This is a genomic window from Corynebacterium belfantii (assembly GCF_041898185.1).
Classification (GTDB): domain Bacteria; phylum Actinomycetota; class Actinomycetes; order Mycobacteriales; family Mycobacteriaceae; genus Corynebacterium; species Corynebacterium belfantii.
Window position 1 is genome coordinate 640,947 of the sequence record NZ_CP157823.1, and the last position, 14,560, is coordinate 655,506.

The following is a 14,560-nucleotide window of genomic DNA, read 5'->3' on the forward strand; positions in this document are numbered from 1 at the left end:
GGCTTGAACAGTCCTTGGGAAGTACTTGTTCACCATTATTAAGGAAAATTATGGCCGGTGGCTGGATTTCTGCCGTGGAGGTGAGAAGTGCTACACCGCCAACGAGTGTGAAGCGCGCAGCGCAAGTGTCGTAGGAATGACACACGATGCTGCTCGTTCGCCATGATTCATATGCGAGTAGAGCATGTCGAATGCTCGCTGGCCCATGTCATCAACCTGCTGGTCAATAGTGGTAATGGGTTGTTTTTGGAGTATAAATGCTGGGGTGTTGTCGTAGCCAATGAGCGCTACGTCCTCACCGATGCGCAGTCCGCGAGCGTAGATTGCTTGAATCGCGCCGACTGTCATCATGATGTCGCCGGTCAAAATGCTATTGACTCCGCGGTTAAGGAGCTCGTGTGTGCCCGCAAAACCGGCCTCGCTGGAGTAGCTGCCAAAATAAACGTCGGGGGAAGGAATTCCCAGTTCGCTCTTGATCGACGTGATCGCTTCGAGGCGCTCCCTGCCTGTCGACGTATCTTGTGGTCCGGCAAGGTAGCCTATCGACGCCCCTAGGTTCTGGCTTAGCGTTCGCAGCGCCTCTTTCATCGCTGGCAGTGGATCAGAGGTGACAGACGGAACGGCACTGTGGGTGACTGTTCGGTCAGCCGCAACGATGGGCGTGCCTTGTTCTGCAATGGCGGTGATGCGGTGAGCAGACTGAATGTGGGGGACTACGATGATGCCGTCAACCTGCTGGCTGTTGAGAATATCCAAAGCACTGTTAATGAGCTCTGGCGATTCTGCCGAATTTGCCATCATGCAGCAGTAGCCCTTAAGGCTTGCGGCTTCTTGAATAGCTGATGCTAGCTGGTTGAAGTAAGGGTTGCGGATATTTGGCAAGACAATGCCAATGGTGTTGGACTTTTGGCTGCGGAGTGCCTTTGCCTGAGCATTTGGCCGGTAGTTGAGCCTTCCAGCTGCTTCTTCGACGATGCTACGGGTTGATTCGGGGATAACGGGGTTACGGGCCAGTGCGCGCGACACGGTACTGATAGACAAGCCAGTGTCGGCGGCAATGTCTTTCAGCGTGATGCTTTGTCGCCGTCTGCGCCATGTAGGTGATTTCTCTTCGTTCTCAACTGTTGGTTGAGAGATGTCACTCATGCGTACCTACTTTTCTGCAAACGTTTGCGTACTTATTATTAATTTTGAATCTACTGAGGTTGCTGTTTTTAAGTCAAGATTGAGAAACTCTTAGTGACGGGTGTTATAATGGCATATCAAATATGGAATAGATTTTATTGGGAACTAGCAAATTTTCTGCGGGTAGAATGTGGTTTCTACCCGCAGTTTTATTTATTTTATCGAACGCTAAAAAGCTATTATTTTTGTTTTGTTCTTTACCGTATTTACTAATGTTCTAGGTGTGGAATCGTTGTGTAAATTGCATAAGGAATGCTTTAAAAAGTCGTATTTAGTATGCAAAAAGGGCTTGGTGCACCCCCATGGTGAGGGGTGGACCAAGCCCTTTTAAAACCAACGACGCAAGTCGCCTTAGAAGAAACTCACGTTCCTAAACGCGGTGGGGTTATAGGTAGTGGGGCGCTGAAGGCGCTCTTCCACATTTCCCCACAAGTTGCGTTCGCGCTCTTGCTTGGTTTGCCGTGCGGCATTGTCTGCCATGGACGCAAAAAGAGCCGTCAAGGTAGCTACTTGTGTTGGATCGGGGTTGCCTTTAACAACACGCAGAATCGGCTTTTGCTGTGCGCCTTCTGGCGTTGACTGTGCTTGTGCGTCAGATACGGAGTCAGACATGTCAAACCTATTTCAGACTATGTGGAAGATGGATGCGAGCCATTTTACCTCACCTAGACTGCGAGAGGTGAGGTAGAAAACGTAACTGCGACCGATTACAGCGGGATGTTGCCGTGCTTCTTCGCAGGAACGTTAACAACCTTGCGGTCCAAGAGGCGTAGCCCTTCAATGATCTGACCACGGGTTTCGCTTGGTGGAATAACGGCGTCGACGTAACCACGCTCGGCTGCCATGTAAGGGTTAACCAAGGTTTCTTCGTACTCGCGCTCGTATTCCTTAGCCACAGCGAGCATGTCCTTGCCCTCGGCGGCAGCGGCCTTGATTTCCTTGCGATAAATGAATCCTACGGCTCCGGCAGCACCCATGACGGCAATCTGTGCGGTTGGCCATGCCAAGACGAGGTCGGCGCCCATGTCCTTCGAACCCATCACGCAGTAAGCGCCACCGTAAGACTTGCGGGTAATCACAGTGATCTTGCCGACGGTTGCTTCAGAGTAGGCGTAGAGGAGCTTGGCACCACGGCGAATGATTCCGTCGTACTCTTGGCTCGTGCCTGGCAAGAAGCCTGGGACGTCAACGAACTCAATAATAGGAACGTTGAACGCATCGCAGGTGCGGATGAAGCGGGCAGCCTTCTCAACGGCCTTGATGTCTAGGCAGCCAGCGAATTCGGTGGGTTGGTTAGCAACAACGCCGACGCTGCGGCCTTCGACACGACCGAATCCGACAATGATATTGCCCGCGTAGTTTTCCTGGATCTCGAAGAAATCGCCATCGTCGAGAACGCGAGTAATCACGTCCTTCATGTCATATGGCTGGTTAGGGGAGTCGGGAATAATGGTGTCGAGCTCGAGGTCGGAGTCAGTGATGTTCTCCTTAATAGATCCGACCATGATCTCTGTTTGCTCGCGAGGAGCTTCAGCGCGGTTGTTAGAAGGCAGGTAGCCCACCAAGTCGCGAACCCAGTCGAGAGCATCTGCGTCGTCCGAAGCGGTGTAGTGCGAGGTACCGGAGGTTGCCATGTGGGTGTGTGCACCACCGAGCTCTTCTTGGGTGACTTCCTCGCCGGTGACTGTCTTGATCACGTCTGGGCCCGTGATGAACATCTTGGAAGTCTTGTCCACCATGATGATGAAGTCGGTGAGAGCAGGCGAGTAAACGTGGCCGCCTGTGCAAGCGCCCATGATGAGCGAAATCTGTGGGATCACGCCAGACGCAAGGGTGTTGCGGTAGAAGATCTTGGAATAAAGGCCAAGGGACACAACGCCCTCTTGAATACGGGCGCCGGCGCCTTCATTAATACCGATCAGTGGAACGCCAGTCTTAATGGCAAGATCCATGATTTTAACGATTTTCTCGCCGTAGACCTCGCCAAGAGCACCGCCAAACACTGCGCCGTCTTGGGAGAAGACACAGACCTTGCGACCGTCGATAGTGCCGTAGCCGGTGACCACGCCATCGGTAACAGGGCGCTTGGCATCAAGTCCGAAGTTCTTAGAGCGGTGACGGGCGAGAGCGTCAACCTCAACGAAAGAACCCTCATCCAAGAGGTATTCGATACGTTCACGAGCGGTCTTCTTACCCTTTGCATGAACTTTTTCGATGGATGCAGGACCCATAGGAGCCTGGGTTTCTGCAATACGTGCACGAAGATCCGCAAGCTTGCCTGCGGTCGTTGTCAGGTCGGGGGTCTGTGCCCCTGCGTCGTTAATCGTTGCGGCAGTCATGACACAATAGTGTAGGGGCTGGGGCAAAAACTTGTGAACTGTTTGATAATTTTGTCGAATCCACAGCAAAAAAACTTTGCATTTGGGGGTAGATGATTTGCTCTTGGGAGAGGTTGACATGCAGATATTGCTTTGAGTGGGGGGAGTGGGTGGTGTCCTTAGATGGGGTTTGCTGTAGGAAAGCACACCTATAGTGATTTCGGGTGGTCTGGCAAATCCTCAATATAGAGTGAAGATCTTGTTCTATTGGTGGAGACTTTGGGATGAGTTGTTTCTGCATCCACTACATTATCTGTTATTGCTGTAGCTGGTGCGGATCTTGATATAGTGCGATCGACATGTGAGCTTAACTAGGCAATAGCTGCGGCGGAAGTGGCGAAGTGGTCTTTAGATTCTGTTAACCCATCTAAAAGATGAGGCTTCATTGTTGAATGAAGCTCTTCGAGGAGAGTGTCCGATTGTTTGTGTGCGGGGGCTTGGTTTACAAGTAGTCCGCGAATCGGTCGGGGTAAGCCACGGCTAGTTGGTTGATGGCTTGTTTCCACCCGGTGGCTTTCGCTCCTTCAATATAGCCGTTGCATTCGATGGCGCGCTTCGCTTTCTTCGCTCGCTGGGCAGCGCGCTTGTCCTCGATGTTGCAGATCATCAGCCACAGTGTCTTTAGTGCGGCGGTATCGTTCGGGAACTGGCCGCGGTTGCGGGTGGCTTTCCGCAGCTCAGCATTCAGCGATTCGATCGAATTCGTGGTGTAGAGTACCCGCCGTGCCGCAGGCGGGAACTGCAAAAATGGCACAAACCGGTCCCAGGCGTCGCGCCAGACTTTGACCGATTGCGGGTATTTACGGCCCAGTTCACTGGCCTCGAATGCGTCCAGGGCGGCGCGGGCGGTGTCCTCGGTCGGTGCGGTGTAGACCTCCCGTAGCGCACTTGATACGGGTTTGCGGTCTTGGTAGGACACCCACCTGTTGGCCGCCCGGATCAGGTGCACGATACAGGTCTGCACCATGGAATTCGGCCAGGTTGCCTCCACGGCTTCCGGCAGGCCTTTGAGCCCGTCGCAGCAGACGATGAACACGTCTTGGACCCCACGGTTGGCAAGGTCAGCGCACACGGATGCCCAAAAACTGGCGCCTTCATTGTCTGCGATCCACAATCCCAGGATGTGCTTGATGCCGTCCATGTCGACGCCTACCGCCATGTAGCAAGACTTGTTGACCACGCGGTGGCCATCGCGGATCTTCACTCGCAGCGCGTCGAGGAAGATCACTGGGTAGAACTCGTCGAGCTGGCGGTTTTGCCAGATCATGACCTCTTCTAACACCGCGTCGGTAATGGTGCTGATCGTATCTGGGCTCATATCCACCCCGAGGGTGGTGGCGAGGTGGTGGCAAATATCGCGCACGGTCATCCCACCGGCGTACAGGGAGATGATCATGTCATCAAGCTCCGTCAGACGGCGGGTGCCTTTAGGCAGCATCCGCGGCGTAAACGTGCCAGCTCGATCCCGGGGCATAGTCACATCAAAGGTGCCGTAGCCAGAGTTGACGGTTTTGGTGTACGACCCGTTGCGGTGATTGCCACCATCCGGGGTGCCCAGCTGGGCTTTCGCCGTACGATCAGAGTGCGCGTATCCTAGATGCGCGTCCATTTCAGCCTGCAGACCAGCGTTGATCGATGCCTGCAAAAGACCTTTGACCAGGTCGCTGGCATCATCGGTGGAAGTCGACAACTCGCCGATCAGTTCGGCGATTTCCGGATTTTCCATCAGCTTAGCGCTGATCTCGTTGACCCTGTTCGGGTCATGACCTTTCCTCGGTGACACGGTAGTCATTATCAGTGAAACTCCTTCTGGATCAGAGCCTCACACACAAAACACCTGACACCCTCTCTTCGAGAAAATTGGACCAAAAATTCATTAACGCGTTGGTGATGGTTACTGACGCGCAGCGTTTGCTCGATCGGGCTAAGGCTGTTCTGTCAAAAGCTCATCAAGATGCTGCAATTGCTGTAATTGAAGACATATCAAATGGTTCAGATATCAAAAGTTGCAGCAGGAGTTGGAAGAGGCTATAGATACTCCTGCGCTGGCTGAGCAAGTTCTTGAAGCAAACAAAAATACTCTTTTGTCTGCATAGCCTGTTGCTGATCAGATGAAGGCTTAACAGTGCATCATTGATGAGGCTGCCAAGGCTGACAAGAATCAGGCTGAAGCTGGTAAAGATAATTCCACCGATAGTTAAGCTGGAAATAGGGCCGGTAAGGAAAAGATGAAAAGAAGAACTAGGGGCGCTGGCGAGGAATCTCGGAAGTCAGAGGGGAGCTCCAACTTCAAATTTTCGGTATTCTTGCTGCAGCTCTAGGCGGCCTTGGTTCGACTGGGCCGGATGCCAATGGTCATGAAGTTCTTCAACCGCTAAATCGAATTTCTACGTTTCTCAGTAGAGAAAACTGGCCTAGATTACTCATTGACAATGGGCAATCTAGGCCAGTTTAATGCGATTGGTTGTTAGGCGATAGCAGTTACTTTGCGAATAAGAAGGCTGTGGTTGTCGCTTTCAAACCTAGGCGGGGCAGCCACATTTTTATCTCGCGCTACGCTCACTTCGAGTAATCGCACCAGTGCCACGCTTTTAGAGTGGGATGTTGCCGTGTTTGCGGGCGGGGCGTTGCATGTGCTTGTTGCGCAGTAGGCGGAGGTTGCGGGAAATGTGTCCGCGGGTTTCGCTGGGGAGGATGACTGCGTCGATAAGCCCGCGTTCGGCGGCCATGTAGGGGTTGAGCATGTGGTTTTCGTATTCTTGCTCGAAGGCTTGGGTGAGGGCGAAAACATCTTCGTCGTTTTCTACAGCCTTAGCTAGTTCTTTGCGGTGTAGAAATCCCACTGCTCCTGCGGCGCCCATGACGGCGATTTGGGCGGTGGGCCAGGCGAGATTGACGTCGGCACCGAGTCCCTTGGATCCCATCACGCAGTAGGCTCCGCCGTAGGCTTTGCGCATGATGACGGTAATCTTTGGCACTGTGGCTTCGCCGTAGGCGTAGAGGAGTTTGGCGCCGCGGCGCAGGATGCCGTTATGTTCTTGTCCGGCGCCTGGGAGGAAGCCTGGGACGTCGACAAGCATGATGACGGGGATGTTGAAGGCATCGCAGGTGCGGATGAATCGTGCTGCTTTTTCGGAGGCGTCGATGTCGAGGCATCCGGCGAGTTGTGTGGGTTGGTTGGATACAAAGCCGATGGATTCGCCCTCGATGCGGCCGAATGCGATGACGACGTTTTCGGCGCGGTCGGCTTGAATCTCAAGGTAGTCGCCGTCGTCGGTGAGGGATTCGATGATGTCGCGTACGTCGTAGGGGCTAGCGGGGGAGTCGGGGATGATATGGTCGAGGCGAAGATCGTCGGGGGTGAGGTTGTCGTCTATGCTGCCGTCTTCGCGGTCGTAGTTTTCACGAGGTGCCATGCTGCGATTGTTGGAGGGCAGGAATCCGACGAGCTCTTGGACGAATTCGAGGGCGTCTTCGTCGCATGAGGCGGTGTAGTGGCTGTTGCCTGCTGCGGTCATGTGGGCGGAGGCGCCGCCGAGTTCTTCTTGGGTGATCATTTCGCCGGTGACGGTTTTGATCACGTCGGGGCCGGTGACGAACATTTTGGAGGTCTGGTCGACCATTACCACGAAGTCGGTGAGTGCTGGGGAATAGGCATTTCCTCCCGCGCAGGCGCCCATGATGACGGAGATTTGGGGGACAACTCCGGAGGCGTTGATGTTGTGGTAGAAGGTGCGAGCGATCATGTCGAGGGAGATTGCGCCGTCTTGGATGCGGGCGCCGGCGCCTTCGTAGAGGCCGATGAGGGGGCGGCCGGTTGTGATGGCGAGTTCCATAATTTTGATCATTTTTTCGCCGTAGACCTCGCCGAGGGCGCCGCCGAATACGGTGCCGTCTTGGGAGAAGATGCATACTTCGCGGCCGTCGATGGTGCCCCAGCCGGTGACGATTCCGTCGGTGACGGGGCGCTTGCCGTAGAGGCCGAAGTCGTGGGTGCGGTGTCGTGCGAGCTGGTCGGTTTCGATGAAGGAGCCTTCGTCGAGGAGGAAATCGAGGCGTTCGCGTGCTGTCATTCGGCCTTGTCCGCGCACTTTGTTGAGTGCCGTTTCGCCCATCGGTGTGTTGGCTTCAGCGCGCCGTGCCTTGAAGTCGGCGATCTTGCCTGCGGTGGTGCTTGGGTGGTGTAGGGCGTCCACGTCGATAAAAGATGAGGAAATGGTCATGTTTGGAGAGGATAGCGCCTCAATGGTTAGTTTTCAATACAAAAACGTTCGGCGTGTAGAAAAATTAAAAAATTTCTCTCCAAAGATCGCTGGCAGCCGGCATGCCCACCTGACTTGGCTCATTTTGGTGTGTTGTATTTCATATTGACGTTTCTGCCTGTGGGGTTGGGTATCAGAGTGCGGGTTTTGTCTGACTAAGCGGGTAGCGGTGGGGGTGCCGGTAGGCTGTTGAATATGTCACCGAGTATCCGCCGGGTCCCGACGGCGTCGGGTGCGACCGCTGTTCAAATCATCTGGCGGTACCGCAACCGCAAACCTGAAATCGAACACGTCGGCTCCGCCCATACCGACCACGATCTCGCAGCGCTGATGGTCAAGGCTCAGCGGCTTGTCGATGGCGAGCAAATTTCACTTGACCTCAAAGTGTTGCCTTCTGCGGTTGCTGTGTCTGGAACAGGCACGGTTGATAATCCCGTCACGGTATCCGGTGAACGCGCAGGTCTTCTCCTAGACGCGATTCGCGGGGCCTTCCAACTCCTTGGCCTGGATACGGCAAGCGGCAAGGACGAGGTGTTTTTCAACCTGGTCCAAGCCCGTATTATCTCGCCGGGTTCCAAGTTTGATTCCATTGAAACTCTGGCAGAAGTCGGCGTGGCCTCGGCTTCATACGCGACTATAAAGCGCTACCTTCCGCGGTATGCCGACAAAGACTTCCGCGACCAGATAACCCACGCGCTAGCCACACACGCGGCCATTGGTCCTGGTGTGATGGTTCTCTACGATGTGACAACCTTGTATTTTGAAACTGACGTGCCCGACGAGCTACGCAAACCCGGGTTTAGTAAAGAACGCCGACTCGAACCCCAGATCACTGTCGGGATGCTCACCGACTCCACCGGCTTGCCCTTGGCGATCGGCGCGTTTGAAGGCAATCGTGCGGAAACGCACACCATGTTGCCAATGATCCTGCGTCTTAAAGACGCCTACCACCTTGACGACATCACGATTGTTGCTGATGCTGGCATGTTTTCAGCCGCCAACAAGACCGCGATTATCGATGCCGGGTTGGACTACATTCTGGGCACGAAAGAACGCGAAATCCCAGAACCAATTAAAGCCTGGCTAGATGCAGCGGAAGGGCGCAGCTACACCGACTACGACGACGGACACATCTGGACCCACCGTCACCACAGCGACAAACGCCGCACCAGCGGCAAACCGCAGGCAGTGACCTATTACCAGTATTCCTACGATAGGGCTCGGCGCACAAGGCGCGGCATCGGCGAACAACTAGATAAAGCCCAGCGTGCTGTTGACGGAAAGATACCCGTCAAGCGGAATCGATACGTCAACCTCAAGGCCCCGAATAAGCAGGTCAACCACACCCTAGCCAACAAGCACCTAACCCTGGCCGGGATTAAAGGATACGAGACCTCACGCACAGACTTAAAACCCCAGGAAGTCATCGGTGCCTACCGGCGCCTGTTCACGATCGAGAAATCGTTCCGAATGGCGAAATCAGACCTGAAAGCCCGACCGATTTATCACCGTAAAGAAGACTCCATCCACGCACACCTAACCATTGTGATGGCCGCGATGGCCACAGGCCACGTGTTGGAACAAGCCACGGGCCTGTCGTTGAAGCGATTAGTGCGAACCCTGAAGAAATACCGGACGTTTACCGTCGAAATCGCAGGCCAGACCCTCCATGCACAAACCGACCTGCCCGCTGACATCCGCGAACTCACCGAAAAGCTGCCCCAACCGTCTGACTAAATTGAGCCAAGTCAGGTTTCAATACAAAAACGTTCGGCGTGTAGAAAAATTAAAAAATTTCTCTCCAAAGATCGCTGGCAGCCGGCATGCCCACCTTTTTGCAGCAACGACTATTATCTAAAGAATGACTTCCCCCGTGTCTTCTGATTCCCGCGCACCCTTGGACGTTGCTTGGCTTCGTGAACAGCTTGTAGAAAACGGCCCCTACAACCGTCTTGAGCACACAATGGCAACGGGGTCGACCAACACGGATCTCGTGGCTGCAGCGCATGCTGGGGCACCGGAGTGGACAGCATTTCTTACCGAGCACCAGTCGCAAGGCCGCGGACGCATGGGGCGCAAATACGAATCCCCAGTAGGAGCGCAACTCACGCTGTCGGTTCTCATACGACCTCGTAAAGAATCAGTCTCCCGACTAGGAACCATGCCACTGGCTACTGGATTAGCGCTTGTCGACGTCCTCGGCGCCGACCCCCGCATCGGCCTCAAATGGCCCAACGACCTGCTGTGCGACGGCCGCAAGCTCTGCGGCATCTTGGCAGAGGCTGTAAGTCTTGGCGATCATCCCGCTGTGGTTATAGGCCTAGGACTCAATACCGCACTGACCAAAAAAGAGCTGCCTGTCGCACACGCCACGAGCTTGGACCTTGAAGGTATTGCCTATGAGCGCAACCAACTGGCAGTAGATGTGCTCAATGCTTTGCATCGTCGATTGAATCAATGGATTGCCGGCGACCCCTCGTTGATGGGTCACTACCGCAAGGCGTGTACGTCGATAGGCGCGGATGTACGCGTGGTGCTATCGGAGGACAAAGAGTTGCTTGGTGTAGCCGAATCTGTCACCGATGAAGGGCTCATTTGCGTGCGCGATGCTGCAGGAACACTGCACGAGTTCATGGTTGGCGACGTGACCCATCTGCGTCTTCAGGATAAATAAGTGGCAGGAATTCGATTACAGCAGGGGGAAGAAGTTCGCGTCGACGTCACCACGCCCCTGACTAGCCTCGTGCTACCCGTGTGTGAACTGCTCCTTATTACCGGCCTGTGCTGGATGGGTATTGGATTTCTCGACAGCCTGGCGGTAGACGATAACAGTGACCCCACCATGCGCAACGGCGTGGTGTTTCTATGGGCTGCCCTAATCTGCTGGAGATTCGTACTGCCCGTTGTTCGTGCACGGAAAGAACGTGTGATCGTGACCGATCGACGCCTGATCCTACGGGCACCTGGGCTTATGGGGGCTAAAGAATCTATTCCCTTTCACGCTGTGCGTCACGTGAGCCGCAAAAGAAAAAACATATTCTTGGCCGTTGCTGGTTATTCCCGCCCCATACACCTGCCCAATGTTGCCAAGGCTAAATATGTAGTCAACGAAATAGAGCAACATATCGGCTGGCACTGACCCCCATGTCTGGTTATAACCGGCATGGGGTGGGGTAGGGGGTGCACGCTATAGTAGTTACCCGTGACTCACAGCAACGGTAATCCAGCAGCCCACGCGACAGACATGCCAATTCTGTGCGTGATCGGCGACGGTCAATTGGCACGAATGATGCATACCGCAGCTATCGAGTTAGGACAATCGGTACGCATCCTCGCGGGCGCCCCCAACGCGTCTGCAGTGCAAGTAGCCACCGACGTGGTACTGGGAGATTACACCAACCTCGACGATCTCCGCCGCGTCACCGAAGGCGCACATGCTGTCACATTCGATCACGAACACGTGCCCAACCAGCACCTAGAAACCTTGATCGCTGAAGGCATCAACGTCCAACCGCGACCAGCAGCATTAGTAAACGCCCAAGATAAACTTGTGATGCGTCAGCGCCTATCAGAACTCGGCGCCCCAGTTCCAGCATTCGCAGACATCGATAGCGTAGAAGACGCCACCGCATTCTGGAACACCGTTGACGGCGCAGTCTGCCTGAAAGCCCGCCGCGGCGGCTACGACGGAAAAGGCGTGTGGTTCCCCGATACCCTCGAAGAGCTCACCAACCTTGTCTCCGAACTTCTCGCTGCCGGAACTCCACTGATGGCCGAGCACAAAGTAAACCTTGTACGCGAGCTATCGGCCATGGTTGCCCGCACCCCCTCCGGTGAGGTAAAAGGCTGGCCAGTCGTAGAATCCATCCAAAAAGATGGCATCTGCTGGTTTGCTATCGCACCCGCCCCCGAGCTCTCCCTAGAGCTGAAAGAACAAGCCGAAAACGTAGCCATCACCATCGCCACCGAACTAGGCGTGACCGGCAACCTAGCAGTCGAACTATTTGAAACCCCCGAGGGAATCTTTGTTAACGAACTAGCCATGCGCCCGCATAACACCGGCCACTGGACCCAAGATGGCTGCGTAACAGACCAGTTCGAACAACACATCCGAGCTGTACTCGACCTACCTCTAGGATCGACCGCAACGCTGCAAAACTACACCGTTATGGCCAACGTTTTGGGTGCGGCACAAGACCCCGAAACCCCCATGCCACAGCGCATGATCGACGTGTGGAAGCGTTACCCAGAAGCGAAAATCCACATGTATGGCAAAGACCATCGCCCAGGCCGAAAAATCGGCCACGTCAACATGGCCGGCACAGATGTAGAAGAATTGAAAACCGCAGCTGAAAACGCCGCCCACTACCTCGTTCACGCCGAATGGAAGGAACAATAATGACACCACTCGTAGGCCTCATCATGGGCTCCGATTCCGACTGGCCCACCGTTGAACCTGCAGCTGAAGTCCTCGCCGAATTCGGCATCCCATTCGAAGTGGGAGTAGTTTCTGCACACCGAACCCCAGATAAAATGCTGGCATACGCAAAAACCGCACATGAGCGCGGTCTGAAATGCATCATTGCCTGCGCCGGCGGTGCTGCACACCTACCTGGCATGGTCGCAGCAGCCACCCCGCTACCAGTCATCGGAATCCCACGTGCCCTCAAAGAACTCGATGGCATGGACTCCCTGCTCTCCATCGTCCAAATGCCAGGCGGAGTCCCCGTTGCCACCGTCTCCATTGGAGGCGCTAAAAACGCAGGACTGTTGGCCGCACGAATTCTTGGCGCAGGTGACCCAGAACTAGTAACCAAGATGGCTGATTATCAAGAAAACATGCGGGAAGAAGTTGAGCGCAAAGACGCCAACCTCAAGAAGAAATTGATCGGCGAGTAAGTTTTTGTTCCGGAAGGAATCGACGATTCTTGTCTTGGGCTCCAAAGTAAAAGGAGCCCAGCCAGGCCACGTGTTGCGCTGGCGGCTTGAGCATGCGCTTGAGCTGTCTTGGCACACTACGGGGCCTATTGTTGTTTCTGGGAAGGGGGAGGCCTACGTGATGGATGATTGGTTGATTCGTCACGGGGTGGATTATCGTCGCCTGATTGTGGAATCGGAGGCAACCAGCACCAACGAAAACCTAGAAAAAGCTCACGCGTTGTTGCCGGATACCGCGGAGTGGCTGGTAGTTACCAGCGATTTTCATAAGCTGCGTACCCTAGCGTGGGCACGTCATCTCGGGGTGCCTGTTCGCGTGAGCTCGGCAGTGACTAAGCCGCCATTTCGAGTCAATAATTTTGTGCGCGAGTGCTTCGCGTTGCCGCACTCGCTGTTGCGTATTGCGTGGCGACGCCTCCTAGCGTAGCGCCGCGGCCTCCTCACGGTTGATACGTCCGAAGTTATAATAAGCAGCGCAGGCGCCTTCGGGGGATACCATGCACGTTCCGATGGGGGTTTGCGGGGTGCAGGCGGTGCCAAAGACGCGGCATTGCCACGGCTTGATTTTTCCGGTCAAAACGGAGCCGCACTCGCAGGCGACGGGGTCGGGGATTCGGCGGCCGGGGACGTCGAAAAGCTTTTCTGCATCCCATTGGGCATACTCATCAGCGATTCCGAGGCCAGAGTTGGGGATCCAGCCAAGGCCACGCCATTCAAAGGTGTCGCGGACACGGAATACTCGCGACATCAAGTTGAGCGCTGCGGTGTTGCCCTCGGGGCGCACAACGCGGGCGTATTGATTTCCTGCTTCGGAGGTTCCGCGTAGGAATTGTTGCAGTAGTATGTCGACGGTTTGGAGGACGTCGAGAGGCTCGAATCCTGCGATGACAACGGGCTTGTTAAATTCTTCGGGGAGAAACTTAAACGTGTCAGTTCCGACGATGGTTGCCACGTGGCCTGGACCGATAAAGCCATCGACTTTGGTGTCGTTGACCAAAACGCGTAGAGGTGGCTCGATGGTCACATGGTTGCTAAACACCGCAAAGTTGGTCACATTCTCGCCTTTGGCCGCCTCGAGTGTTACAGCAGTCGACGGGGCAGTCGTTTCAAAACCTACGGCGAAAAACACCACCATTTTGGAGGGATTATCTTTGGCAACTTTGAGGGCGTCGAGAGGCGAGTACACGAAGCGGACGTCGGCGCCGTTCGCGCGGGCGTCGAGAAGCGAACCGGTAGAACCAGGAACGCGCATCATGTCGCCGAAGGTGGTCAAGATGACGTTGGGTTGGGAGGCCAACCACAAGGCATCGTCGACGCGTCCCATGGGGATAACGCACACAGGGCAACCTGGTCCATGGACGAGGTCGATGTTGTCGGGGAGGAGATTTTCCAAGCCATAGCGATAGATCGTGTGCGTGTGCCCACCGCAGATCTCCATGAGCGAGATCTCACCAAGCTGGGCCGCGTCTTTTTCGATACGATTCAGAAGTGCTTTGGCAGCTTCAGGATCGCGGAACTCATCTATGTACTTCATCAAATCTCCGATGACTCAAAAGATTGCAGCTCCTCATCAAAGCCGCCCAGCTGCTTAATTTGTTGAAGCGTCACTGCCGCCTCATCCTCGTCAATCTTGCTCAGTGCAAAACCCACATGGATCAAAACCCAGTCGCCTACATCAATTGTTTCGGCAAGAAGATCGGTGGAAACCATGCGCGAGACGCCACTCATGCTTACAGTAGCTCTCGTAGAGTCATGAATTTCCGCAATTTGGGCGGGCACCCCAAGGCACATAGATTT

The 14,560-nt window shown here is 54.8% G+C and carries 13 protein-coding genes; 6 read left to right on the forward strand and 7 right to left on the reverse strand.

What is annotated here, in order from left to right:
• Positions 1–90: 90 nt before the first annotated feature.
• The 5 genes from ABMV07_RS03330 to ABMV07_RS03350 all read right to left on the reverse strand — a co-directional run bounded on the left by ABMV07_RS03330 (position 91) and on the right by ABMV07_RS03350 (position 7,786).
• Positions 91–1,146: a substrate-binding domain-containing protein gene (locus ABMV07_RS03330; protein ID WP_088267085.1), complete on the reverse strand. Its 1,056-nt coding sequence runs from the start codon at positions 1,144–1,146 to the stop codon at positions 91–93.
• Positions 1,147–1,536: 390 nt separating this feature from the next.
• Positions 1,537–1,797 (reverse strand): acyl-CoA carboxylase subunit epsilon, encoded by a 261-nt coding sequence (locus ABMV07_RS03335; RefSeq protein WP_088266478.1) that lies wholly within the window; start codon positions 1,795–1,797, stop codon positions 1,537–1,539.
• 95 nt (positions 1,798–1,892) lie between these two features.
• A complete protein-coding gene (locus tag ABMV07_RS03340) occupies positions 1,893–3,524 on the reverse strand; it encodes an acyl-CoA carboxylase subunit beta (protein WP_374064864.1) in 1,632 nt (543 codons plus the stop codon).
• Between the two features lie 481 nt (positions 3,525–4,005).
• Positions 4,006–5,355, reverse strand: coding sequence for an IS256-like element IS1132 family transposase (locus ABMV07_RS03345; protein WP_374063848.1), 1,350 nt, complete (start codon positions 5,353–5,355; stop codon positions 4,006–4,008).
• 799 nt (positions 5,356–6,154) lie between these two features.
• Positions 6,155–7,786 (reverse strand): acyl-CoA carboxylase subunit beta, encoded by a 1,632-nt coding sequence (locus ABMV07_RS03350; protein WP_088268098.1) that lies wholly within the window; start codon positions 7,784–7,786, stop codon positions 6,155–6,157.
• A 234-nt stretch (positions 7,787–8,020) separates the two neighbouring features.
• Here ABMV07_RS03350 and ABMV07_RS03355 point away from each other — a divergent pair, with 234 nt between their 5' ends.
• From ABMV07_RS03355 to ABMV07_RS03380, 6 genes are all read left to right on the forward strand, one after another.
• Positions 8,021–9,562: an IS1634 family transposase gene (locus tag ABMV07_RS03355; RefSeq protein WP_374064146.1), complete on the forward strand. Its 1,542-nt coding sequence runs from the start codon at positions 8,021–8,023 to the stop codon at positions 9,560–9,562.
• A 136-nt stretch (positions 9,563–9,698) separates the two neighbouring features.
• The gene (locus tag ABMV07_RS03360; RefSeq protein ID WP_197691835.1) at positions 9,699–10,499 is read left to right on the forward strand and encodes a biotin--[acetyl-CoA-carboxylase] ligase; all 801 of its coding nucleotides are present in this window, start codon (positions 9,699–9,701) and stop codon (positions 10,497–10,499) included.
• On the forward strand, positions 10,500–10,964 hold the full coding sequence (locus ABMV07_RS03365; RefSeq protein ID WP_088268100.1) for a hypothetical protein: 465 nt from the start codon (positions 10,500–10,502) through the stop codon (positions 10,962–10,964).
• A 105-nt stretch (positions 10,965–11,069) separates the two neighbouring features.
• The gene (locus ABMV07_RS03370; protein WP_199325398.1) at positions 11,070–12,224 is read left to right on the forward strand and encodes a 5-(carboxyamino)imidazole ribonucleotide synthase; all 1,155 of its coding nucleotides are present in this window, start codon (positions 11,070–11,072) and stop codon (positions 12,222–12,224) included.
• Entirely contained in the window at positions 12,224–12,724 is a 501-nt protein-coding gene (gene purE, locus ABMV07_RS03375; protein ID WP_088268102.1) for a 5-(carboxyamino)imidazole ribonucleotide mutase, read from the forward strand. Before ABMV07_RS03370 ends, purE begins: the two co-directional genes overlap by 1 nt.
• Before the next feature lie 4 nt (positions 12,725–12,728).
• Positions 12,729–13,190: a YdcF family protein gene (locus tag ABMV07_RS03380; RefSeq protein WP_088268103.1), complete on the forward strand. Its 462-nt coding sequence runs from the start codon at positions 12,729–12,731 to the stop codon at positions 13,188–13,190.
• On the opposite strand, the gene hypD is transcribed toward ABMV07_RS03380, so the two are convergent.
• Both hypD and ABMV07_RS03390 read right to left on the reverse strand, forming a co-directional pair.
• A complete protein-coding gene (gene hypD / locus ABMV07_RS03385) occupies positions 13,182–14,297 on the reverse strand; it encodes a hydrogenase formation protein HypD (RefSeq protein ID WP_088268104.1) in 1,116 nt (371 codons plus the stop codon). The genes ABMV07_RS03380 and hypD overlap by 9 nt on opposite strands.
• Positions 14,297–14,554, reverse strand: coding sequence for a HypC/HybG/HupF family hydrogenase formation chaperone (locus tag ABMV07_RS03390; protein WP_004567055.1), 258 nt, complete (start codon positions 14,552–14,554; stop codon positions 14,297–14,299). The genes hypD and ABMV07_RS03390 overlap by 1 nt, the downstream gene beginning before the upstream one ends.
• Positions 14,555–14,560: the final 6 nt, after the last annotated feature.

Coding starts and splice junctions, on each gene's coding strand:
- ABMV07_RS03340 (WP_374064864.1), bottom strand. CDS start 3,524: ATGACTGCCGCAACGATTAACGACGCAGGGGCACAGACCCCCGACCTG.
- ABMV07_RS03370 (WP_199325398.1), top strand. CDS start 11,070: ATGCCAATTCTGTGCGTGATCGGCGACGGTCAATTGGCACGAATGATG.
- ABMV07_RS03345 (WP_374063848.1), bottom strand. CDS start 5,355: ATGACTACCGTGTCACCGAGGAAAGGTCATGACCCGAACAGGGTCAAC.
- hypD (WP_088268104.1), bottom strand. CDS start 14,297: ATGAAGTACATAGATGAGTTCCGCGATCCTGAAGCTGCCAAAGCACTT.
- ABMV07_RS03355 (WP_374064146.1), top strand. CDS start 8,021: ATGTCACCGAGTATCCGCCGGGTCCCGACGGCGTCGGGTGCGACCGCT.
- purE (WP_088268102.1), top strand. CDS start 12,224: ATGACACCACTCGTAGGCCTCATCATGGGCTCCGATTCCGACTGGCCC.
- ABMV07_RS03335 (WP_088266478.1), bottom strand. CDS start 1,797: ATGTCTGACTCCGTATCTGACGCACAAGCACAGTCAACGCCAGAAGGC.
- ABMV07_RS03390 (WP_004567055.1), bottom strand. CDS start 14,554: ATGTGCCTTGGGGTGCCCGCCCAAATTGCGGAAATTCATGACTCTACG.
- ABMV07_RS03350 (WP_088268098.1), bottom strand. CDS start 7,786: ATGACCATTTCCTCATCTTTTATCGACGTGGACGCCCTACACCACCCA.
- ABMV07_RS03330 (WP_088267085.1), bottom strand. CDS start 1,146: ATGAGTGACATCTCTCAACCAACAGTTGAGAACGAAGAGAAATCACCT.